At 71.0% G+C, this 21,410-nt stretch carries 20 protein-coding genes; 11 read left to right on the forward strand and 9 right to left on the reverse strand.

The genetic code is table 11. The features are described 5' to 3' along the window. The first annotated feature begins 96 nt into the window (after positions 1-96). From ribA to OF117_RS10435, 10 genes are all read left to right on the forward strand, one after another. Complete coding sequence (gene ribA / locus OF117_RS10390) at positions 97-1,305, forward strand: GTP cyclohydrolase II (protein ID WP_263552758.1); 1,209 nt, start codon at positions 97-99, stop codon at positions 1,303-1,305. A 115-nt stretch (positions 1,306-1,420) separates the two neighbouring features. Beyond that, positions 1,421-2,518, forward strand: a complete 1,098-nt coding sequence (locus tag OF117_RS10395) for an alcohol dehydrogenase family protein (protein ID WP_263552759.1) — start codon at positions 1,421-1,423, stop codon at positions 2,516-2,518. A 41-nt stretch (positions 2,519-2,559) separates the two neighbouring features. Next, positions 2,560-3,684, forward strand: a complete 1,125-nt coding sequence (locus OF117_RS10400) for a mandelate racemase/muconate lactonizing enzyme family protein (protein WP_263552760.1) — start codon at positions 2,560-2,562, stop codon at positions 3,682-3,684. Between the two features lie 690 nt (positions 3,685-4,374). Continuing rightward, positions 4,375-5,748: an LLM class flavin-dependent oxidoreductase gene (locus OF117_RS10405; protein ID WP_263552761.1), complete on the forward strand. Its 1,374-nt coding sequence runs from the start codon at positions 4,375-4,377 to the stop codon at positions 5,746-5,748. 86 nt (positions 5,749-5,834) lie between these two features. Then, positions 5,835-6,617: a 2-keto-4-pentenoate hydratase gene (locus tag OF117_RS10410; protein WP_263552762.1), complete on the forward strand. Its 783-nt coding sequence runs from the start codon at positions 5,835-5,837 to the stop codon at positions 6,615-6,617. A 115-nt stretch (positions 6,618-6,732) separates the two neighbouring features. Next, positions 6,733-7,242 carry an acyl-CoA thioesterase gene (locus OF117_RS10415; protein WP_411969448.1) on the forward strand — a complete coding sequence of 170 codons (510 nt, stop codon included), beginning with the start codon at positions 6,733-6,735 and terminating at the stop codon, positions 7,240-7,242. 432 nt (positions 7,243-7,674) lie between these two features. After that, entirely contained in the window at positions 7,675-8,202 is a 528-nt protein-coding gene (locus OF117_RS10420; protein ID WP_263552764.1) for a flavin reductase family protein, read from the forward strand. Between the two features lie 4 nt (positions 8,203-8,206). Then, positions 8,207-8,623: an ester cyclase gene (locus OF117_RS10425; protein ID WP_263552765.1), complete on the forward strand. Its 417-nt coding sequence runs from the start codon at positions 8,207-8,209 to the stop codon at positions 8,621-8,623. Between the two features lie 55 nt (positions 8,624-8,678). Then, positions 8,679-10,193, forward strand: coding sequence for an aldehyde dehydrogenase (NADP(+)) (locus OF117_RS10430; protein WP_263552766.1), 1,515 nt, complete (start codon positions 8,679-8,681; stop codon positions 10,191-10,193). Positions 10,194-10,628: 435 nt separating this feature from the next. Next, positions 10,629-12,203: a BCCT family transporter gene (locus OF117_RS10435; RefSeq protein ID WP_263552767.1), complete on the forward strand. Its 1,575-nt coding sequence runs from the start codon at positions 10,629-10,631 to the stop codon at positions 12,201-12,203. Positions 12,204-12,257: 54 nt separating this feature from the next. Here the strand turns inward: OF117_RS10435 and OF117_RS10440 are convergent, their stop codons facing one another. Together OF117_RS10440 and OF117_RS10445 are read right to left on the reverse strand one after the other, a co-directional pair. Next, on the reverse strand, positions 12,258-13,322 hold the full coding sequence (locus tag OF117_RS10440; RefSeq protein WP_263552768.1) for a helix-turn-helix domain containing protein: 1,065 nt from the start codon (positions 13,320-13,322) through the stop codon (positions 12,258-12,260). Continuing rightward, on the reverse strand, positions 13,319-13,759 hold the full coding sequence (locus OF117_RS10445) for a hypothetical protein (protein ID WP_263552769.1): 441 nt from the start codon (positions 13,757-13,759) through the stop codon (positions 13,319-13,321). Before OF117_RS10445 ends, OF117_RS10440 begins: the two co-directional genes overlap by 4 nt. A 214-nt stretch (positions 13,760-13,973) precedes the next feature. Between OF117_RS10445 and OF117_RS10450 the strand changes: the two genes are divergently transcribed. Then, a complete protein-coding gene (locus tag OF117_RS10450) occupies positions 13,974-14,903 on the forward strand; it encodes a M48 family metalloprotease (RefSeq protein WP_263552770.1) in 930 nt (309 codons plus the stop codon). Positions 14,904-15,357: 454 nt separating this feature from the next. Here OF117_RS10450 and OF117_RS10455 read toward each other — a convergent pair whose 3' ends face one another. The 7 genes from OF117_RS10455 to OF117_RS10485 form a co-directional block, all read right to left on the reverse strand. Continuing rightward, positions 15,358-15,861 carry a DUF3558 family protein gene (locus OF117_RS10455; RefSeq protein WP_263552771.1) on the reverse strand — a complete coding sequence of 168 codons (504 nt, stop codon included), beginning with the start codon at positions 15,859-15,861 and terminating at the stop codon, positions 15,358-15,360. 289 nt (positions 15,862-16,150) lie between these two features. Then, a complete protein-coding gene (locus OF117_RS10460; protein WP_263552772.1) occupies positions 16,151-16,906 on the reverse strand; it encodes a DUF899 domain-containing protein in 756 nt (251 codons plus the stop codon). A 40-nt stretch (positions 16,907-16,946) separates the two neighbouring features. Further along, the gene (locus OF117_RS10465) at positions 16,947-17,381 is read right to left on the reverse strand and encodes an MFS transporter (protein WP_263552773.1); all 435 of its coding nucleotides are present in this window, start codon (positions 17,379-17,381) and stop codon (positions 16,947-16,949) included. Positions 17,382-17,485: 104 nt separating this feature from the next. Further along, positions 17,486-17,827, reverse strand: a complete 342-nt coding sequence (locus OF117_RS10470) for an ArsR/SmtB family transcription factor (RefSeq protein WP_263552774.1) — start codon at positions 17,825-17,827, stop codon at positions 17,486-17,488. After that, positions 17,824-18,309, reverse strand: a complete 486-nt coding sequence (locus OF117_RS10475) for a hypothetical protein (RefSeq protein WP_263552775.1) — start codon at positions 18,307-18,309, stop codon at positions 17,824-17,826. The genes OF117_RS10470 and OF117_RS10475 overlap by 4 nt, the downstream gene beginning before the upstream one ends. A gap of 121 nt (positions 18,310-18,430) precedes the next feature. After that, complete coding sequence (locus tag OF117_RS10480; protein ID WP_263552776.1) at positions 18,431-20,632, reverse strand: HelD family protein; 2,202 nt, start codon at positions 20,630-20,632, stop codon at positions 18,431-18,433. A gap of 367 nt (positions 20,633-20,999) precedes the next feature. Next, a complete protein-coding gene (locus OF117_RS10485; protein WP_263552777.1) occupies positions 21,000-21,410 on the reverse strand; it encodes a VOC family protein in 411 nt (136 codons plus the stop codon).

Raw genomic sequence — 21,410 nt, forward strand, 5'->3', positions numbered from 1 at the left:
GGCGGAGCGTCCGCACCGACGACCCACCGCGGCCGCTCCGCCCGGATCGGCTCGACACCTCACCGACGTCCGCGCCGAGGAAGGAACTCTGCAGTCATGTCACCTCTCACCGCCGCCGTCACCGCTCTGGCCAACGGGGGCATGGTCCTCGTCGTCGACGACGAGGACCGGGAGAACGAGGGCGACCTCATCATGGCCGCGGAGTACGCGACCACCGATGCCGTCGCCTTCTTCCTGGAGCACACGTCCGGGTTCCTGTGCGTGGCCGTCGACGAGGCCCGCGCGGACGCCCTCGGCCTCGAGCTGATGGTTCCGGACAACACCGAGGCCCACCGGACGGCGTTCCTGGTCAGCGTCGACTACCGGCGCGGGACCACGAGCGGCATCAGCGCCGGCGACCGCGCGGCCACCATCCGCGCCCTGGCCGACCCGGCCCTCGACCCCACCGACCTCGCCCGACCCGGGCACGTCATGCCGCTGCTGGCCAGGCCCGGCGGCGTGCTGGAGCGCCCAGGACACACCGAGGCCGGCGTCGACCTGTGCCGCATGGCGGGGCTGAGCGGTGCGGCGCTGCTCTGCGAGATCGTCACCCCCGACCGGCGCGACATGATGCGCGGAGACGACCTGGCGCGGTTGGCCGCCGAGCACGGGATCCCGATGATCTCCATCGCGGACCTGCGGACGTGGCGGGAACGGGCCGAGCGGGCCGTGACCCGGGCCGGGCAGAGCTCGCTGCCCACCGAGATCGGGCACTTCGACGCGATCGCCTACTCCTCGCCGAGTGACGACGTCGAGCACCTGGCCCTGGTCATGGGTGACGTCGCCGCCGCCGATGCGCCTCTGGTCCGTGTGCACAGCGAGTGCCTCACCGGGGACCTCGCGGGCTCGCTGCGCTGCGACTGCGGCAGCCAGTTCCGGTCGGCGCTGAGCGCCATCGCCGACGCCGGCACGGGGATCCTGATCTACCTCCGCGGGCACGAGGGCCGCGGCATCGGTCTCGGCCACAAGCTGCGCGCCTACGAACTCCAGCAGTACGAGGGCCTCGACACCGTCGACGCCAACGTGAGCCTCGGCCTGCCGGTGGACAGCCGGGACTACCGCGCCGCCGGCGAGATCCTCGACGACCTCGGCGTGTGCAGCGTGCGGTTGATGACCAACAACCCCGACAAGGCGCGGGCACTGACCGACCACGGCATCACCGTGGCCGGGCGCGTCCCCCACGAGTCGATGCCCAACCCCCACAACTGGTCGTACCTGGCCGCCAAGCGCGACCGCATGGGTCACACCCTGCAGCGACTCAGCTGATCCAGCTGCGGACCGTCGCACAGCGGCGATCGCCGGCGCCGCACCGCCGTGCCCGGCCGCCGACCACACACACCGACACCGATCGACCTGTGCCAGACACAGGGGAGGATCCCTCATGTCGTTGCCACGAACGATGGCCGCCGTCCTCCTCACCGGCCACGGCGGGTTGGAGAAGCTCGAGTACCGGACGGACGTACCCGTTCCCCGCCCCGGGAAGGGGGAGGTGCTCATCCAGGTCGCCGCCGCCGGGATCAACAACACGGACGTGAACACGCGGATCGGCTGGTACTCGAAGGCGGTCAGCTCCGCGACCGGAGAGGGCGGAGCAGCGGGGTTCGACGCCGTCGACGACGTCGACGCCACGTGGTCGGGCACGGCCCTCGAGTTCCCCCGCATCCAGGGTGCGGACGTCTGCGGTCGGATCGTCGACGTGGGGGAGGGGGTCTCCCAAGACCGCATCGGCGAACGGGTCCTCGTCCGCACCATGCTCCGCGCGCCGGTCGACCACCGGCCGTTCGAGTGCTGGACCTTCGGCAGCGAGTGCGACGGTGGGTTCGCGCAGTTCACGGTCGCTCCCTCTCGGGAGACGTATGCCGTGCGCAGCGACTGGAGCGACGAGGAACTCGCGGCTGTGCCCTGCGCCTACTCCACGGCGGAGAACATGCTGCACAGAGCCGCCGTGGGGGCGGAGCGGGTGCTGGTCACGGGCGCCTCGGGGGGAGTGGGACTCGCCGCGGTGCAGCTCGCCAAGCGCCGGGGCGCGACGGTCACCGCGGTGTGCTCGGCCGCGAAGGCCGCCGACGTGACCGCACAGGGCGCTGATCGGACCGTCGATCGCGGCGAGGACCTGGTCGGCACCCTCGGCAGGGCATCCGTCGACGTCGTCATCGATCTCGTCGGCGGTCCCCAGTTCCCGGAGTTGCTGGACCTGTTGCGGCCAGGTGGTCGATACGCCATCGCGGGCGCCATCGGAGGACCGATCGCGGAGATCGACCTGCGCACGCTGTACCTCAAGGACCTCTCGCTCTTCGGCTGCACGTTCCAGCAGGACGAGGTCTTCGAGAACCTGGTCGGCTACGTCGAACGCGGCGAGATCCGACCGGTCGTCTCGCGCACATACCCCCTGGAGGAGATCGCCTCCGCGCAGGAGGCCTTCCTGACCAAGGGGCACACCGGGAAGCTGGTGCTTGTCCCGCCCGGTTCGGCGGCCTGACCACACCCACGTCCGTCAGTCCACCGAGGGGAGAGGAACACGTGAAGATCTCGCGGATCGAGCTCTACACCACCACGTTGCCGTACTCGGGCGGGGTGTACCGGCTCTCATCCGGCCGGACGTACGAGTCGTTCGACGCCTCCATCATCCGCATCACCTGCGACGACGGCACCGAGGGCTGGGGGGAGAGCACGCCGTTCGGATCGACCTACATCGCCGCCCACTCGCTGGGGACGCGCGCCGGCATCGCCGAGCTGGCGCCTGCGCTCCTGGGGCGGGACCCCCGGCAGACCGACCGGATCGCCGACCTGATGGACAGCACCCTGGTCGGTCACAACCACGCCAAGACCCCTTTCGACGTCGCGTGCTGGGACGCCTTCGGCAAGTCGGTCGGCCTCCCGGTGTGCGACCTCCTCGGTGGCTCCACGGACGTCCCGATGCCGATGATCTCCTCGATCCACGCCGGCGATCCGGAGGAGATGCGCGCACGGGTGGCCGACCACCGCGGCAGGGGGTACCGGGGTCACTCGATCAAGATCGGCGCTCTGGACGCCGAAGGCGGCCCCTCGCTCGATGCCGAGCGCATCACCGCGTGCCTAGCCGACCGGCGCCCGGGGGAGTTCTTCCTGGTCGACGCCAACGGTGGGCTCCTCCCGGAGACGGCGCTGCGCATGATCCATCTGCTGCCCTCCGGCCTGGACTTCGTCCTCGAAGCGCCGTGCGCCACGTGGCGGGAGACGATCTCCCTCCGCCGCCGGTGTCCGTTCCCCATCGTGGTCGACGAGCTGGCCCAGCTCGACGGGGACATCGCCCTGATCGCGGCACAGGACGTGGCCGACGGAATCGGGCTGAAGATCTCCAAGGCCGGCGGGTTGACCCCGGGTCGACGCCACCGGGACATCGCCCGTGCCGCCGGACTCACCGTCAGCGTGCAGGACACCGTCGGGTCGTCGATCGCCTTCGCCGCGATCGTCCACCTGGGCGCCACCGTGCCGACGCGACTGCTCCGGTGCGTCCTGAACTGCGAGGACATGGTCAGGCTCAAGACAGCGCACGTCGACGCCCAGTTCACCGAGGACGGTGTGCTGCCCGCCGGTTCACCAGGTCTGGGACTCACGGTGGACGAGGACGTCCTCGGCGATCCGGACATGACCTGGGGCGACTAGGGGCTCGTCCCGGACGCCGCGCACCCGGCGGCTGCCAGGAGCACCCTGGTCCCCGCGGTCGTGGCCTGGACCCGACTCGTCGGGGTCGCCGACGTCGGCCTGGCCCCACAACAAGGGTTCGGCTGCGGCGCTCCTCGAAGCCGGTGGACACAGCGGGTCAACTGGGTCCCGGTGTCAGCGGTCGTCCGGCAGGCAAACGGTGCGGCGTGGGCGTCCAGCTCGGCGGTGTGCGGTCCTCTGGCCTTCACCACCTTGCGCGTGCCAGGGCGAGTCCGCCCCGATCCGGAGGAGTCCGGCGGCTGGACATGCCATGCCCGCGCCCGTCCAGAACACCGAGTTCTCCGACGGACCGGGATCAGACACGGCCGGACGCATCGGGCCCGGCGGTGAACGCACCGGCGACACGAGACCTGGGACGGCGTGGCCTGCGGGCCGGCGGTGCTCCCGTCGCGACGCTTCGCGTCCGCTGGCCAACGGAGCGCCGCGGGGGTTCTCGCTCCCCTGGATCATCCCGACCACGCGGGCCCAACCGGCCGGACCGGCACGTTTCCTGCCGTCCGGTCATGCAGTGGCCGGCCGGGGAGCGACGCGACAGGTGTGTTGACGGCCACACATCCCATCTCTACAGTTGTGTTCACCACATGGACGCGGTGTTCATCATTTGAACGGAGCTTGACGATGACTCGACGCATGGCGCTGTTTGCCTTCGACTTCCAGGGGCCGGCTCACCTGTCGGCGGGTCTCTGGCGGCACGAGCAGGACCAGGGGCACCGGTACACGGACCTGCGGTACTGGACCGACTACGCCCGGCTGCTCGAGCAGGCCCGGTTCGACGGCATCTTCTTCGCCGACAACGTCGGCTACCACGACGTCTACGAGGGCAAGGCCGATGCGGCGCTCGCCGACGCCGCGCAGATCCCGGCGAACGACCCCCTCCTGACCGTGTCGGGGATGGCCGCTGTCACTGAGAACCTCTGCTTCGGCGTGACCGGGTCGACCTCCTACGAGCACCCGTACGCGCTGGCCCGCCGGTTCAGCACCCTGGACCACCTCACCAACGGCCGGGTGGGCTGGAACCTGGTGACCTCCTACGCCGACAGCGCCGCCCGCAACCTCGGCACGGGGCAGCAGGTCCCCCACGACGAGCGGTACGACATGGCCGCGGAGTACCTCGAGGTCTGCTACAAGCTGTGGGAGGGGTCCTGGGAGGACGACGCCGTCGTCCGCGACCGGGCCAAGGGCGTCTACGCCGACCCGCGCCGGGTGCACGACATCGCCCACCACGGCAAGTACTTCACCGTCCCCGGGTTCCACCTGTGCGAGCCCTCGCCGCAGCGCACCCCGGTGATCTTCCAGGCCGGCGGCTCCTCGAAGGGGCAGCGGCTGGCGGCCAGTAGCGCCGAGGCGGTCTTCGTCAACGCCGTGTCCATCCCCGCCCTCAAGCGGCAGGTCGACAAGCTGCGCGAGCTGGCCGCCGAGGCCGGGCGTGACCCGCAGAACGTGAAGGTGCTGCAGATGCTCAACGTCGTCTGCGCGCCGACCGACGAGGCGGCCCACGCCAAGTTCGAGGAGTACCGGAAGCTGGTGAGCTACTCCGGGGCGATGGCCCGCTACAGCGGCTGGACCGGCCTGGACATGTCCCAGTTCGACCCCGACGTGCCGCTCAAGCACGTGAAAACCAACGCCGGGCAAACCATGGTCGACCTGTTCTCGAAGATGGACCCCGACAAGGAGTGGACGCCCCGGGACATCGCCGAGTTCATCGGGATCGGCGGCACCGGTCCCACCATCGTGGGTTCCCCGAGCACGGTGGCGGACGAGCTGACCCGGTGGATGGACGAGACCGGCATCGCCGGCTACAACCTCGGCCACGCGGTCAAGTACCGGGACATCGCCGACTTCGTCGAGCTGGTCGTCCCCGAGCTGCAGCGCCGCGGGACCATGTGGACCGAGTACGAGGGCTCCACGCTGCGCGAGAAGCTGTACGGCCCAGGCGCCGTCCGCCTGCGCGACGACCACCCCGGCCACCGCTTCGCCGCGCCCGCCGTCGGCGCCGCGCGCTGAGACCACTGCCGGCACCCGCCTCCCGCCCTGCTCCCCGCGCACCAGCCGCGGGAGCGGGGCGGGAGCGACCCTGGAGGGACCCACCGATGCAGACCACCGAGCTCCACGACGTCGCGGCCGCCCTGCGCACCGCCCGAGCGACCGGCGAACCGATCCCGGCACCCACCAAGAACTGGCCAGCCCTCGACGCCGACGCCGGCTTCGAGGTCCAGCGCATCAACGTCGACGACGCCGTCGCCCACGGCGACCGCGTGGTCGGGTACAAGCTCGGCAACATCGCGAAGGTCATGCAGGACGCCTTCGGGCTCGACCAGCCCGACTACGGGTACCTGCTCGCCAGCACCTTCGCCTACGAGGGCACCGCACTCGCGCGCGAGCGGTTCATCGAACCGTTCGTCGAACTCGAGCCGGCCTTCGTCCTGCGCGGCAGGCTCGGGGGCCCCCACACCACCGTCGCCGACGTGGTCAACGCGATCGAGTACGCAGTCCCCGCGATCGAGGTCATCGACTCCCGCGTCCAGAACTGGGCGATCAGCCTCCCGGACACGCTGGCCGACAACGGGTCCACCGGGGCGGTCATCCTCGGCGGGACCCCCCGGCACATCACCGATCTCACCCTGCGCGACACCCGGGGCACCCTGTACTTCAACGGGCGCGAGGTCATCGCCGGGAACACCGGCAACATCCTCGGGAACCCGCTGTCCGCTGTCGCTTGGCTCTGCAACCGGCTCGCCGCCTACGACGTCGAGTTCAACCCCGGGCAGGTGATCCTGCCGGGCAGCTGCCTGCAGGCGGTCCCGATGAAGCAGGCCGGGCGCTGGTCCGGCACGTTCGAGGGCTGGGGAACGGTCGAGTTCGACGTCTCCTGACTCCGGCGGCGGAGGGGGTCGGCATCGTCCAGCCCCCTCCGCCGAGCCGACCGTTCCGTATGAGGAGTCCATGACCGAGTCGGCAGAGCTGGCGTCACCGGGTTCACCAGAGACCGTGGACGCGGACCGGCACCGGCTGTCGATGACGATCCTGATGACGCCGGACATGTCCAACTTCGCCGGCAACGTGCACGGCGGCATCCTGCTGAAGTACCTCGACCAGGTCGCCTACACCTGCGCCACCCGCTGGGCCCGCGCCTACGCGGTCACGCTCTCGGTGGACCAGGTCGTCTTCCGCGAGCCCATCCACGTCGGCGAGCTGGTCACCTTCGACGCGAGCGTCAACCGCACCGGCCGCACGTCGATGGAGGTCGGCGTGCGGGTGACCACGCAGGACCTCGTCTCCCAGACGGTCCGGCACACCAACAGCAGCTACTTCACGATGGTCGCCATCGGCTCCGACGGCAGGCCGGTGCCGGTACCGCCCTGGCAGCCGCGGACGCCCGAGGAGCGTCGCCGGCACGACGCCGCCGAGCGGCGCAGCCGGCTGCGGCAGGAGATCAACCGGGCTGGGACGGAAATCAAGCAGACCTCGTACGACGAGGAGATGGCAGGTCAGGGGTAGTCGCGCCGCCCGCGGCGTCGCTCGGAGCAGACGCCCGGGGAGGCCGTACCGCGCGTAGCGCCCGCCCCCATACGACGCGCGGGACAGGGGAGCGGCCGCTGTGCGCAGCCCTCCATTGTGCGCAGCCCTCCATAGCTGGGGAGGTGCCGAGTACCCGCCGCGTCGGGTGTGCCACGTACGTGGGCCCAGTGCGGACGACGGTGTCCGGCCGCGACCTACCGGCCAAGCACGGGAAGCGCGCCCTGTCCAGCTGCCGCGCCGACGCCGCCGATACGAGTGAACCGACTCTTGACTGCGTGATGAGACTCACGCTACCGTAGTTCATCCAGTGAACGGCGCGTCCAATTAACGAACGTGTAGCCCCACGCGAAGTGGATGCAATTCCTAGCGCTCGCGCTGGATCCCCCTTCACTGCCCAACTGGAGTCAGACCATGAGCAACCTGACAGCACCCATCACTCCCGAGCACTACCGCAAGGTGATGGGGCGCCTGCCCACCGGGGTGGTGGCCATCACCGGGGTGGACGACGACGGCAACGACCTCGGGTTCATCGTCGGGACCTTCGGTGCCCTGTCCCTAGAGCCGCCCATCGTCACCTTCAGCGTCGGGCACACCTCCTCAAGCTGGCCGAGGATCCGCCGCCGGCAGGTGTTCACCGCCAACGTGCTCTCCAGCACCCAGGTCGGCGAGTGCCGAGCCCTGGCGGGCAAGGGGCCGGGGAAGTTCGAGTCGGTCGCCTACACCGCCGGCCCGCTCGGCGCGCCCCGCCTCCGCGACTCGATCGCCTGGATCGACTGCACCGTCCAGGCCGAGGTCCTCGTCGGCGACCACTTCATGGTGATCGGGACCGTCGGGGCCATGGAAGCCGCGGACGGCGAGCCCCTGCTGTTCCAGGCCGGCCAGTTCGGTACCTACCAGCCGCTCGGCCCCGTGCCGAGCCCCGCAACGACAGGAGCCTGAGGACATGGACAAGAACCGGACCGAGTTCGTCCTCGACGCCTGGCGAGCCGCCTGGGGCAACGGCGAGGTTGACGCCTTCGAGCGGATCCTCGCCCCCGGGTACGTGCGGCACACGAAGTCCGGGGACGAGGACGTCGAGAAGCTGCGCCAGGCCATCAACGACTCCCGGGCGGCCTTCCCCGATCTCGTCACGGAGATCCTGCAGAGCGTCGAGCAGGACGACATGGTCGCAATCCGTTGGACCAGCCACGGCACCCACACCGGCTCCTTCATGGGAGTGCCCTCCACCGACCGGACGGTCACCGTCTACGGAGCCAGCTTCTGCCGGTTCGCCGACGGGCTGCTCGCCGAGGAGTGGGTGGTGTGGGACCCCCGAGAGCTTCTCAGCGCCATGAGCATCCTGACCGTCCCCCATGAGTGATGCCCTCACCGACGCCGAGCACCGACCGTGCACCGCAGCATTGGAGGAGATCCGCATGTCCGACGTCGTGAGCTTCGAACCGCGCACCGGGGAGGTCGCGGAAGTCGTCGCGCCGGAGACGACCGGCGAGGAAGTCGACCGGCTCTGCGCTGCGGCGCTGGCCGCAGCGCCCGCCCTAGACGAGTTGGGCCGGGCCGGCCGGGCCGCGCTGCTGCGGGCCCTGGCCGACGCTGTGGAGAGCCGGCGCGACGGAATCGTGACCGTCGCTGACCGGGAGACCGCACTGGGCGCCACCCGGCTCAACGGCGAGCTCACCCGAACCTGCTACCAGCTGCGGCTGTTCGCCGAGGTGCTCGAGGAGGGCAGCTACCTCGAGGCGGCCATCGACCACGCCGGGGACACCCCGATGGGGCCACGCCCGGACCTGCGCCGGATGCTCGTCCCGATCGGCCCGGTCGCCGTGTTCGGGGCCAGCAACTTCCCGCTAGCCTTCTCCGTGCCCGGCGGCGACACCGCCTCGGCGCTCGCGGCCGGCTGCCCCGTCGTCGTCAAGGCGCACAGCTCGCACCCGGCCACGTCCCGGCTGTGCTTCGACGTGATGCTCGCCGCCGCCCGTGAGGCCGGCGCGCCCGACGGCACGCTCGGCATCGTGTTCGGCCAGCAGGCCGGCGCGGACCTGGTCGCCCACCCTGCTATCCGCGCCGTGGGTTTCACCGGCTCGGTCGGCGGCGGCCAGGCGCTGCTGCGGATCATCGACCAGCGCCCCGACCCCATCCCCTTCTTCGGCGAGCTCTCCAGCCTCAACCCCATCGTCGTGACGCCGCAGGCCGCCGCCGAACGCGGCGAACAGGTCGGCCGCGAGCTGGTCGGCTCCTTCACCCTCGGCGCCGGCCAGTTCTGCACCAAGCCCGGTCTGGCCTTCGTGCCCGCCGGCCCCGACGGGGACCGGCTGGTCGACGCCATGGCCGAGGCGGTCCGCGGCACCGGGGCGCAGGTTCTGCTCAACGAGGGCATCGCCGCCTCCTACGGCCGCATCTCCGATGGCCTGGCCGCGGCTGCGGGGGTAGAGGAGGTCGCGCGTGGCGGGGACCCCTCCGGGCAGGGGTTCGAGGCGGTGCCGCGGCTGCTGGTCGCCTCGGCCGGTGACCTGCCGCACGAGGTCACCGAGGAGTGCTTCGGCCCGGTGTCGGTCGTAGCGCGCTACGACGGGGAGAAGGAGTTGTTTGCCGCGCTGGACGCCATGCCGTCCTCGCTCACCGCCACCGTGCTGCGCGGCGAGGAGGAGACGGACCTGCCGCTGGCCGTCTCGCAGGAGCTGCGCACCCGGGCCGGCCGGCTTGTCTACGACGCCTACCCGACCGGGGTCGCGGTGTCCTGGGCGCAGCACCACGGCGGGCCGTGGCCGTCGACAAACTCGCAGCACACCTCGGTGGGGACGACGGCGATCCGGCGGTTCCTGCGCCCGGTCACCTGGCAGGGGGCGCCGCCAGAGGTGCTGCCGGCCGAGCTGACCGACGACTTCCGCGGCATCCCGCGCCGGGTCGACGGCACCCTCAAGCTGCCCCGGTGATCGAGGCGGCCGCCGAGGACGTGATGGCGATCCGTCGTGTGATCGACCCACCCGTGTGGGGGCAGGGTGACGCGATCGACCGGCGTCCGAGAAGGACCAGCACTCCGGCTATCGCGGTCAGGCCAATGGCGCGCGGCCGGGCATGGCTAACCAGAGCCTAGAAGCCAGCGATCCCGGCCGACGCGGCCAGCAAGACGAGCTGTAACGCAAATGCAGGGTGCAAAAATTCTCGGAGGCTCGGGCGCTCTAGGTCTGCCCGGCTCCTCAACCTTCCCAGCTCGTGAGTGAGTCCAGATCGAATGCCGCGGGGTCAGCTACCCGCAGACGTCGGCATGCGTTGCGCAGGAATGCGGCTGTATCCGGCAGTCGAGAACTCAACGAAAGAGAAGGAACATGACTGGGACACATCAAGAAGGCGCCTCCAAGCTCGGATCCGTGTTCTACATCTCGAGCGGTATAGCGCTCCTGTTCGTCGTGTGGGGTGTCTTCTTCTCGGAGAGCATGGAGGCTTTCAATGCGGCAGCCATGTCCGCCGTGACAGGCGCATTCGGCTGGGTGTACTTGATGGCCACCACCCTCTTCATCGTGTTTCTGGTCTTCCTGGCTCTCAGTCGCTTCGGGAGGATCCGGCTGGGCAAGGACGACGACCGGCCGGAGTTCAGCACCGGTGCATGGCTGGCCATGCTCTTCAGTGCCGGCATGGGGATCGGGCTCGTCTTCTACGGGGTCGCCGAACCCATGACGCATTTCGCCGCGCCGCCGCCGTTCGGTGCGTCCGAGGGAGGTACGCCGGAAGCCGGACGGCTGGCGATGCAGTACACCTTCTTCCACTGGGGCTTGCATGCTTGGGCCATCTACGGCTTGGTCGCCCTCGCCCTCGCCTACTTCCAGTTCCGCAAGGGAGCTCGTGGCCTGATCAGTTCGGCCTTCTACCCCCTACTCGGAGATCGGGTCAACGGACCCATCGGCAAGGCGATCGACGTGCTGGCCATCTTCGTCACCGCGCTGGGCGTCGCCACCTCGTTCGGTATCGGTGCCACGCAGATCAACAGCGGGATGAACTTCGTGTTCGGTGTCCCGGAGAACATCCCGGTGCAGGTGGTCATCATCGTCGTGGTGATGCTCCTATTCCTGACGTCCGCGGTGTCGGGGCTCAACCGTGGCATTCGGTATCTGAGCAACACCAACATCGCCCTCTTCGTGGCGCTCATGCTCTTCGTCCTGGTGTTGGGGCCCGGGCTGTTCATCCTGAGGACCTTCACCGAGTCGATCGGAAACTACCTGCAGAACTTCCTCACCATGAGCTTCAACTCGGGGGCTTTCACCAGTGCGGAAGGGGAGACCTGGCTGCAGGGTTGGACCATCTTCTACTGGGCGTGGTGGATGATGTGGGTCATGTGGGTCGGCACGTTCATCGCACGGATCTCCAAGGGGCGGACGATTCGCGAGTTCGTCGCCGGCGTGCTGTTGGTTCCGTGCCTGTTCAGCTTCCTCTGGTTCTCCGTGATGGGGGGTGCGGCGCTCGACCTGGACCTCTCCCAAGGCGCCGACATCGGTGCCGCCGTGGCGGACAACATCAACACGGCGTTGTTCGTCACCCTGGACGAGTTCCCGTTCGGAACAGTCGTCTCAGTGGTGGCGATGATCCTCATCGCCACGTTCTTTATCACCTCGGCCGACTCTGCCGCCTTCGTCCTCGCCATGCTGTCGACCGACGGGAACCAGAACCCCGGATGGCGGATCAAGGTCATGTGGGGCGTCTTCGTGGCCTTCTTCGCCTTCGTGCTGCTCCTGGCGGGAGGGCTCGAGGCCGTGCAGCAGGTCGCCATCATCACGGGCGTGCCATTCACGATCCTCCTCATCGGCATGGGCGTGTCGTTGTACAAGGCGGTGTCCGAGGAGGTGCTGCCGGAACGAGGGGGCGGCGCTGATCCTTCTCCTGACGGGCGTCCCGTGAGCCGCGAAGCCGCCCACTCGAAGTCCACTGTCGAGCCGTCGCGGGCTGAGTGAACGCCTCCTCGACAGAAGCAGAAGGTGAAGGTCGGCCCCGCTCGCAGCCCGTGGTCATACTGCGCCGAGGGATGCGCGTCGGCGGGAGATGGTGCGCTTGGTCGCGCCGAGCTGGGCAGCGGTGTCGCGGTTGGACGTGCCGCGGGCGCTGAGGCGGCGGATGACCTCTTGTTGTTCGACTGAGGTGAGGTCGTCGTAGGTGATGTTGTCGCCGGCGAGGGCGCGTTCCACGGCGATCTCGTCAATGTCGTCCCGCTGGGGAAGTCTGGTGGCCGGTGCTGGCGGTGTGGGGTCGGTGTCGATGTCGTCCCAGGCCAGCGGTGGCTGCCACCCTTGTGTGGCGGCGTGTGCCCGGGCGGCGTCGGCGGCGGCGCGCTGCCCGCCGGTCAGCCGTGGTGACGGGACATCCCATAGCCGTTGGTAGAGGGTCGCGACGTCGTGGGCGGTGCTCGCGGTGACCGACTCACCGGTCATGCTGCGGTGCAGGCTGTTCGGGCGACGGCCGAGGTGGGCTGCCAATAGCTCGGCTGGCCAGCCGATGGCGATGAGCGCTTGCAGGCGTCGGCGGGTGCCGGTGGCGTCCACGCGGCTGTGCGGCGTCCGGCTCGTGTCGTTGATGCCGATGGCCAGGATGCGGGTGGCCGTGCTCGGGCGGACCCGTCGCGTTCCTAGGGTGTCGCCGTGGCTGTGCTCGGCCAGTTCGCGGAGATACCTGACCGAGGGGCCGGCAAGCTGGGCGATGCGCACGACGCCTGTGCCGGCCGCGCGCAGTGCGGCGATGTGGTCGCGGACGGGGCCGGCGTCGACGTAGGGCTGCCAGCGGCCGTAGGTGCGTTCTCGGGTGGCGGTGCGGCTGGCGGCGGTGTTGGCGGCGGTGCAGTCAGCACAGCGGCAGCGGTCCTTGACGTAGGCGGCGCGGGTGCCGTGCCGGTGACGGGCCTGTGGATGGGAGCACTCCCGCGGCACTCGCGACTGGAGGCGCTCGGCTCGGCGCGCGACTCGCTCGAGGCCGCCCCGGTGCTTGGCGCACGAATGGCGCCGATGGTGCGCGTCGGCGAGTGGTGCGCTGCCGTAGTCGGCGGTGTAGCCGCAGGACAGGCAGGTACGGCTGACCCTCATCGCCGCCTCGGCTGCCGCGATGGCCCTGACCTGCCGGTGGCGTGCAGGGTGAAGCCGGGGACGCCGGCGCGGTGGAGTCTGTCCTCGATCCAGTCGGTGCGCAGGGTGCCGGCCTCACCGACGTGTTCGTCGAAGGCCATCGCGGTGAACTGGGCGGCGAGCGCCGACCACTCGCCGTCCGACAGCGGCCGCTCGAGGTGGGCCTCGACGGTGAGCCGGTCGACGTAGGCGACGCTCGCTCCGAGGGCATCGGCCAGCTCGGTGAGCAGCCGGTGGGTGTTCCCGCCGTAGGCGGCGACGAGGGCCTCGATCGCCCAGGAGCGCGCGACCTGCCCGACCGGGACGACCGAGTCAGCGGGTCGGGGCCGGCGATGGTCGTTCGAGTTCACGGTCGGGCTCGGGTCGGCGACGGCGGCTGCTGGGTCCTGCCTCGACATCGGCCCTCCCACCGGGTGGCTGGTGCTCACACCGGGAGAAGGCGTCGTTTTCGGCCGTTTGGTGACACCCTCGGCGAAGAAATCTCAGCGGCGCCGACACTGCGGCCCGCGTCGAACCCGGGAGCCTGCGACCGTGTGCGCTCACGACGGCGGGCGCGGGTGTCAGCACCGACCGGCAGGCTGATCGGCGTCTGGGACGTCGGGAGGTCCGTGAATGGGGAGCAGCGGGTCCCGGCCATCCGGGAGCGCCCGGGGTCAGAGCGCCCGGTTCGGGCTGTGGCGGGCGATCGCCGCGACGCCGGCCATGATCGGCAGCCTGCTGCTGCTGTCGGTCGTCTTCGGTGCACTGGGTCGGTGGGCGGGACTGGTGCTGCTGGTCTGGGTGGCCTGCGGAGCGGCCCTGGTCACCCGGGTCGGTGAACGGATCGCCGTCCGCGCCGCGTGCCGGTTCCGCAGCCTCAGCCCGGCGCAGGCCGTGGCGCTCCAGCGGCCGTGGTCGACGGCCCTACGGATGACCGGAACCGCGGCCGGGGCTGTCGAGCTGTACGTCCAGCCCGCTCAGGTGCCCAACGCGTACGCGACCGGCGGGCGCAGTGTCGCGGTCACCAGCCGGGTCGTGGAGGACCATAAATCCGGTCGGCTGCCGGAGGACCAGCTGGTGGCCCTGCTGGTGCACGAGCTGGGCCATCACGCCACCAGAGCGACCCGGCCGATGCTGCTCGTGTCGCTCCTCGCCGCGCCGTGGCGCCTGGCGGCGAGATTGCTGACCGGCATCGGGCTCGCTCTCTCCGGCCGCCAGCCCCGGCGCGGGCTGATCCTGGCCATCGTCGCCGGGGTGGCCGTGGCGGTGACGCGCGCCCTGTTCCAGGGGCAGGTGCTGGCCGGGGGAGTACTGACCGCCGTCGCCTTGGCCTCGGTGGTCTGTCCGCTGGCTGACGCCGCGGTCAGCCGGCGCGCCGAGTTCGCTGCCGACCGGTTCGCCGCCGACCACGGCCTCGCGTCGCAACTGGTCTCCGCGCTGTCGGCGCTGGATGACGCCCGACGCGCGGGCCCCGGATGGCCAGCACGGCTCCTGGCGTCGCACCCGACCACCGGCCGGCGGATCAGCGCGCTCGTGATGACAACGGCGCATTTGCATGTCTGAGCCAAGGGGGACGCAGCTGCCGGGCCGTCCCCCTCCCGCCGGGTGCTCGCCGTTGCTCGGCAACTCCTGGGAAGAGGCAGAGCCGCGGGCGCAGGAGGGGCGGCGCAGGTGCCACGCCCAGCACACGAGTCGAGGCCATGCATCACCTACTCATCAAATACGGTCGAACGCAGCCGTCCCCAATCAACCCAACCAACGCCCTGACGGCTCTCTGAGCTGCATGTTCAGCGCCAACCAACGACAGCCAACGGCTCAAGATCAAATCGCAGGGTTATTGGTTCGAGTCCAATCGGGGGAGCAGCACCGCGTCCCTACTCAGCGGTGACGCCGAGCGGGGGTCCTCCGTTGCCTCCGTCGGAGGGGCAGGCGCTCCGCCAGGCCGACGCGGCGAGCCGGTGGCGGGCGGTCTCCATGGGGCCGGCGTAGCCGCCACCCGCCGGAGGACAGGCCGCCGTCAGATGCGGCCCGCGATGAGGTTGGCCAGGTCGACGGCCATGGCCTTGGGATCTCCGCTGACGGACAGCACCTGCAGGCTGAACACTGCCGCTCCCGTGTCGACCAGCAGGAGGCTCAGATCGTCGTCCCAGGCGGCTGCCTCCCCGACGTCGACCTGCTCGTCGTCGGGCTGGGCGACCGTCGCGAACTCATCGGGTAGGTAGTTGGTGTCGACGGAGATCTCGATCGGGATCTCGGTCGGGTCCTCGACCTCGCCGGTCCAGTAGCAGCTGCCCCCGCCGGCCACCGTCTCCTCCGGTGGCCGTCCGGTTGCGGCGGCGATCTCGTCCGGGGTCAACAGCGCGCAGGCATCGTCCGTCGTCTGCCCCTGATCGGTGGCCGTGGGTGCCTCCTCGAGCTCGTCCAGCGCGGCGGCCGCATCGGAGGCGGCCGGGTCGGCGCCGCAAGCGGTGAGCAGCAGCGCCGTGAGCAGGAGCGCCGGGACGATGCGTGGGTTTGGCATGGGCGGGCACCTCTCGGCGCGGTCGGACGGGATCGGAGCTGGGACGGCAGGATAGGGGCCAGCGCATCCGAAACAGGCGCCGTCGTCCACGGCCAGCAGCGCCGACGGACGATCCTGCGCGCACCGGGTCGCTGCGCAGGCTGCCTGGTGGGCAGCTGTTCATCGGTACCGGCGGCCATCATCGGCGAGTGATCGACTGCCATCGACTCCGCGGACATCGAAAACGGGCAAGGGCGGTCACGACCACGACCGAGCGTCCGGACGAGGCGGCCGGGGCGTACGCGGAGGACTAGGTGTCGCGTCGACGCGCGCTGCCGAGGTCGTCGGACCGTCCCGCCTCCACGCGGGTCCACTGGGCGATGGGGCGTGCGCCGCGGCGGTAGGGGTGTCCGCCCCCGGCTCCCCAGTGCTGCGGCCAGCCGGCCGGAGACTCCTCCCAGGGCTCCTGGCGGCCGTACACGGTCAGGTCCAGCAGGCCATAGGTGTTGTCGAGCGCCTCGACCCCACGGTTCTCCGTCCAGTAGGTCTCGAAGACGCGATCGCCGTCGCGCAGGTAGCAGACGAGGTGGAACACGCCGATCCGGCGGCCGACGAGCAGCGTGTCCAGGGAGGGCTGCGCCGAGTACCACGGCATGTCCCAGCCCATGAAGTCGCGGTAGCGGGCACTCGGCTCGTAGGGCCCCTGGCAGAGCACGGCGAAGGTGGCGTCGCGGGAGTGCACCTGCGACAGCTCGCGGACCTGGCCGGTGTACCAGGTGCAGCCCTCGCACTGGTCTGCCGCGGGCTGCCCGGTCGCCCACATGAAGTAGTACGCGATGAGCTGCCGGCGTCCCTCGAAGACGTCGAGCAGCGTCAGGGGCCCGCGGGGACCGACGAGGGGCAGGGTCGGGTCGACCTCGACCATGGGCAGCCTGCGTCGGGCGGCGGCGATGGCGTCCCCCTCTCGGGTGTGCGCCTTCTCTCGAACCCGCAGTTCGTCCAGCTGGGTGGTGAAGGTGGCCCGGTCGACGACCGCTGGGCGGCCGTGCTGGGATTCGTCGCTCATGACGGATTCCTCTCCTGTACCAGGGTCGAGCGAGCACCGGTCAGCGGGTTGCCGGACGTCGACCGTTCCGCGCGAACCCGACGGCGGCGGTGAGGATGCCGAGGAGCGCGAGCAGGGCGACGAAGCCGAAGGCGGTGTGGAAGCCGTCGAGCCCCGAGCCGGCGACGAGCACGGTCGACACCGCCGCGACGCCCACGGCGCCCCCCGGTCGTGGTCTGCACGAGCCCGGCCGCCGACGGCCCAGATGGTCGGCCAGCCGCCCACCGAGCAGGAGAAAGCCACCGAGCAGCAGCGCATAGGCGACGACGACCCACTGCAAGGTGCCCGGACCGGTGCCGAGGTCGCGCTGCATCGACGCCAGCGCCACGTTCAGGACGGCTGTGTCGATCCCCGTCATGGCCGTCGCCGCGCACGTCAGGGCGAGCACGAGCCCCTGGTCGGGCCGGTCGTTGCGGAGGGCGGTGGACAAGGGCATGGTCGCCGCTGTCCGTCGGGGCCGTCTGGATCGTCATGTCGATGCTTGCCTTCCGGCGGAGACGAAGCGGGGTGTCGCGGGCGCCCTCGGGTGCGGCGCAGGGATCAGCGGCGGGACGACCCGTCGGGGTCGGGGCGCTCGGCCAGCTCCTTGATCCGCAGCAGCCGGGCCTCCCAGGACCGGCCGATCCGGTCGAGCTCGCGGGCCAGTGCGCCCAGCCGGGCGCCGACGGCGACGTAGACGACCTCGCGGCCGCGCCGCTCGGGCACGACGAGCCCGGCCTCGCGCAGCACGTCCAGGTGCTTGCCGATGGCCTGCCTGCTCACCGGCAGCAGCCGGGCCAGCGCCGACGCCGACTTCGCGCCGGTCCCAAGCTGGGTGAGGATGTCCCAGCGGGTCGGGTCACCGAGCGCGGCGCACATCGTCGGGAGGTCCGTCGCGTTCACGACCCGCTGGTCGCGCGGGACTCGACGAACTCCTTGGCGGCCGCCAGCTCGAAGGTCCAGCCGCGGTCGTTGCCTGCCCGCTCGCGCAGCCACACGGCGGGGTCCTCGGACAGGCCGGAGAACCCGCTCTCCAAAACCCGCAGGGTCACTCCGCCCTGGGGCCGATCGCGGACCCAGAATTCCACGAGCGTGCCCGGGGACGAGTTCCGCGACGGGGTGCCCAGCCAGCGGAAGGCCGCGTAGCGCGGCTCGTCCAGCGCCACGGTGCGGAACCGGTACTCGCCGGTCGAGTCCGTGACGACCGCGACCTCGTCCTCGTAGCGCAGGTCGGGCTCGGCCTCGACCGCGCCGTCGTTGGCCCACCAGCCCGGCCGGGAGATGAGCTCCCAGACCCGTTCGGCCGGTGCGTCGATGTCGATCTCACGGGAGATGCTGTCCAGCGCAGCCAGCTCCGCGTCGGTGTACGCGACGTCGTCCTCCATGGCGCTGCTCCCTCGTCGGTAGAAGTGCAACCATACAATTGCACTTATCGGCGTCTGGTGCAACCCCGGTATTGCAGTTCGTGGTCTTGGCGCAGCCGCCTCGTCTCCGCCGCCGGCTCGGTCATCCGCGGAGGTGGTGCCGAGGCTCCTGGAGCCGCTCAACGCGTGCGGCGGGCGGTCCCGGCCTCCCCGGATCCGCAGGCGCCTCCTGATCGGCGCCCACGGTGATCTGCACCAACTCCTGGGTACAGCGGGTCAGCGCGACGTAGAGAGCGTTCCAGCCGCGAGACCCCGCGGCGATCCCGTCGGGGTCGACGACGACGGTGGCGTCGAACTCCAGGCCCTTCGCCGCGGCGGGGCTCAGGACGGGGACGTCCTCGCCCACGGACTGCTGCAACAGGAGCTGTCGGCCGGGTGGGCTGATGACCCCGACCGTGCCGCCTCGGTACCGCGAGCGCAGCAGCCGGACGGCGTCACGCACGTCATCGGTCAGGGCGTCCTCGGCCGACGATCTGCACGACGGCTCGATCCCGGTGGAGCGCACCGCGCGCGGCGGCCGGTTGGTGCTGCCTGCTCGGTCCAGCACCGTCCCGGTCAACGCCATGACCTCGCGCGGGGTGCGGTAGCAGATGGTCAGCTCTGCCGCGGTCCAGCGTTCGCCGAAGGCCGGCCGAAGCGCATCGGCCCAGGTGGCATGGGCATGCGGGGCCTCGGTCTGGTCGACGTCCCCGACGGCGGTGAAGGATCTCGTGGGGCAGCGCCGCACCAGCATCAGCCACTGCATCGCCGATAGCTCCTGGGCCTCGTCGACCACGACGTGCCCGTACACCCAGTCCCTCCGCCCGGCCGCCCGCTCGGCCGTGAAGCCCCCCACGGGCCGAGTGGGCGGACCGTCCCCGAGCAGGTCGGCGACGGCGTCGAGCAGCGGGATGTCGCTCGGTGCCCAACCCGGGGGCTGTTTCGCGACGACGCCGATCTCGGTCGGCGTGAGGTCCGGGGCGAAGCGACGCAGCAGACGCGCGTCAGCGAGAAACCGCGTCAGTACGGCACCGGCGTCGAGCGGTGTCCACCAGGCGGCGAGGGCGGCGGCGACGCCGCGGTCGCGGGTGATGCGACGGCGCAGGACCTCCACGTCCTCCTCCGACAGGACGCCGTCGACATCGGAGCCGCGAACCCCGAGCGGGACGCCGCGGTCGTCCGAGCGAGCAAGGCTGGCGTCCACTCCGGCCAGCACGTCCTCGTACCCCTCCTCGGCCTGCGCCAGGAGTTCCTCGGCGCGGTCGGCGACGGAGTCGGCGAGCATCTCGTGCACCTGGTCGACGAAGATGCGCCGCGCCGCGTGGTACGGCCGTCCGTCCGACCGCGCCGCGAGCAGCGCGCTGGCCACCCGCCGCTCGGGCAGCGCGTACTCCTCGCCGTCGAACACCAGCCGCACGGCCCGCCCGCGGGGGTACAGCGTGTCGACGTAGGCGGTGAGCGCCGCCTGCCACAGCGCCCGACCCTTGATCTCCGCGGCCTCGCGGGCCTCGGTCCGCGTGACGACGGCGCCGGGCACCAGCCTGTCACAGGTCGTCGCGACGACCTGGGTCTCGCCGAGTGCGGGCAGCACCTGGCCGATGTAGTCCAGGAAGCGGGTGGACGGCCCGATGACGAGCACTCCGCGCTCGGCCAGCGGGCGGTGGGTGAAGAGCAGGTAGGCGACCCGGTGCAGGGCCACGACCGTCTTGCCCGTGCCCGGACCGCCTTGGACGACGAGCGCGCCGGTCGCGTCCGCCCGCACGACGGCGTCCTGTTCGCGCTGGAGCGTGGCGACCGCCACGCCCATCCGGCCGGTCCGGCGCTGGGCGAGGGCGTGCAGCAGCGCCCCCTCACCGACGAGATCACCGTCCCGCGCCGACGGGTCGAGCGGCTCGTCGTCGACACCGACGACGCGGCGCCTCTCCGTGCGGATGTGGCGTCGCTTGGCCTGTCCCTGCGGATCGACCGGGGTCGCGGTGTAGAACGGCCGGGCAACCGGTGCGCGCCAGTCGACGACGAGCGGTTCGGCGTTGCGCTCCGCGATGCCGACGCGGCCGAGGTACCGGACCGTCCCGTCGAGCCCGTCCAGGCGGCCGAAGACGAGCCCGGTCTCGGCTCCGTCCAGTTCGGCGACGCGGCGGCGTAGATGCCCAGCTCGTGGCCCGGGGCCCTCCGGGAGCCCGGCGCTGTCGGGGCTGAGGTCGGCCAGGTCGCCGTGGAGCCGGTGGAGTAGCTCCTCGCGGAGGGCGTAGGCGGCGTCGACCGCGGCTTGCTCCTGGGCGATCGCGTCCCGTCGCTCGGTCATCAGCTCCGGTCCTCGTAGTGGGGCGGGGTCGGCTCCGGTTGCACCCCGGTGCCCGGACGGGGGTGCAACCGGAGCTGGTCGGCCGGTAACAGGGTGTGGTGTCGGTGAGGACGACGGGTCCGACCGACCGGGCCGCCGGTGGCAGCGCCAGCACCTCGGCGTCCTGGCGGCCGGGCGAGGCTCGACCTCGCCGCTCCACCGCCCGGCGCTCCCTCGTCGAGGCTTTGGGTCGGGCGGTCGCGTCCGTCAGCCCCTGGCCGGGATGACTCGAGGCGCCGGTGCTCCCGCGGGCGGTTCGGACATGGCCGGGTAGTCGGGCGCCGGCCTTGCTGCCCTCACCGGGCGGCCTGGAGCATGGCCGGTCGGCTCATCGTCCCCGCCCTGGTGCCGGCTCTCCGGGGAGGGCGTTCCAGTCGACCAACTGGACGATCACCCCATTGGGGTCGCGGACCTGGAAGGCACGCTCGCCCCACTCCTCGGGGGTGAGCGGCATGGTGATGTCGACTCCCTCCGCCTGCAGCCGGGCCAGTTCCCCGTCGAGGTCGTCGACGACGAAGGCCAGGATGAGCCCGGCCGCGTGCACGTCCCGCTGGTCGTCGGGCAGGGTCGGCAGACCCCGGCGGAGGAACACCACGTTCATGCCGACGTCCTCCCGCGTCAGGGAGGCGAAGCCGTCGGCCGCCATCTCCTCCGTGAACCCGAAGTGCCGCTGCAGGAAGCGACTGGACGCGGCGGCGTCATCGACGTTGAGCGAGACCGCGGACGAGCTGATCTTCAC

The organism is Geodermatophilus sp. YIM 151500 (genome assembly GCF_025716945.1).
Classification (GTDB): domain Bacteria; phylum Actinomycetota; class Actinomycetes; order Mycobacteriales; family Geodermatophilaceae; genus YIM-151500.

What these genes read in the sequence shown, in the direction of transcription:
- ribA (WP_263552758.1), top strand. Translation starts at nt 97, where the DNA reads ATGTCACCTCTCACCGCCGCCGTCACCGCTCTGGCCAACGGGGGCATG.
- OF117_RS10395 (WP_263552759.1), top strand. Translation starts at nt 1,421, where the DNA reads ATGTCGTTGCCACGAACGATGGCCGCCGTCCTCCTCACCGGCCACGGC.
- OF117_RS10405 (WP_263552761.1), top strand. Translation starts at nt 4,375, where the DNA reads ATGGCGCTGTTTGCCTTCGACTTCCAGGGGCCGGCTCACCTGTCGGCG.
- OF117_RS10410 (WP_263552762.1), top strand. Translation starts at nt 5,835, where the DNA reads ATGCAGACCACCGAGCTCCACGACGTCGCGGCCGCCCTGCGCACCGCC.
- OF117_RS10420 (WP_263552764.1), top strand. Translation starts at nt 7,675, where the DNA reads ATGAGCAACCTGACAGCACCCATCACTCCCGAGCACTACCGCAAGGTG.
- OF117_RS10425 (WP_263552765.1), top strand. Translation starts at nt 8,207, where the DNA reads ATGGACAAGAACCGGACCGAGTTCGTCCTCGACGCCTGGCGAGCCGCC.
- OF117_RS10430 (WP_263552766.1), top strand. Translation starts at nt 8,679, where the DNA reads ATGTCCGACGTCGTGAGCTTCGAACCGCGCACCGGGGAGGTCGCGGAA.
- OF117_RS10440 (WP_263552768.1), bottom strand. Translation starts at nt 13,322, where the DNA reads ATGAGGGTCAGCCGTACCTGCCTGTCCTGCGGCTACACCGCCGACTAC.
- OF117_RS10445 (WP_263552769.1), bottom strand. Translation starts at nt 13,759, where the DNA reads ATGTCGAGGCAGGACCCAGCAGCCGCCGTCGCCGACCCGAGCCCGACC.
- OF117_RS10450 (WP_263552770.1), top strand. Translation starts at nt 13,974, where the DNA reads ATGGGGAGCAGCGGGTCCCGGCCATCCGGGAGCGCCCGGGGTCAGAGC.
- OF117_RS10455 (WP_263552771.1), bottom strand. Translation starts at nt 15,861, where the DNA reads ATGCCAAACCCACGCATCGTCCCGGCGCTCCTGCTCACGGCGCTGCTG.
- OF117_RS10460 (WP_263552772.1), bottom strand. Translation starts at nt 16,906, where the DNA reads ATGAGCGACGAATCCCAGCACGGCCGCCCAGCGGTCGTCGACCGGGCC.
- OF117_RS10465 (WP_263552773.1), bottom strand. Translation starts at nt 17,381, where the DNA reads ATGCCCTTGTCCACCGCCCTCCGCAACGACCGGCCCGACCAGGGGCTC.
- OF117_RS10475 (WP_263552775.1), bottom strand. Translation starts at nt 18,309, where the DNA reads ATGGAGGACGACGTCGCGTACACCGACGCGGAGCTGGCTGCGCTGGAC.
- OF117_RS10480 (WP_263552776.1), bottom strand. Translation starts at nt 20,632, where the DNA reads ATGACCGAGCGACGGGACGCGATCGCCCAGGAGCAAGCCGCGGTCGAC.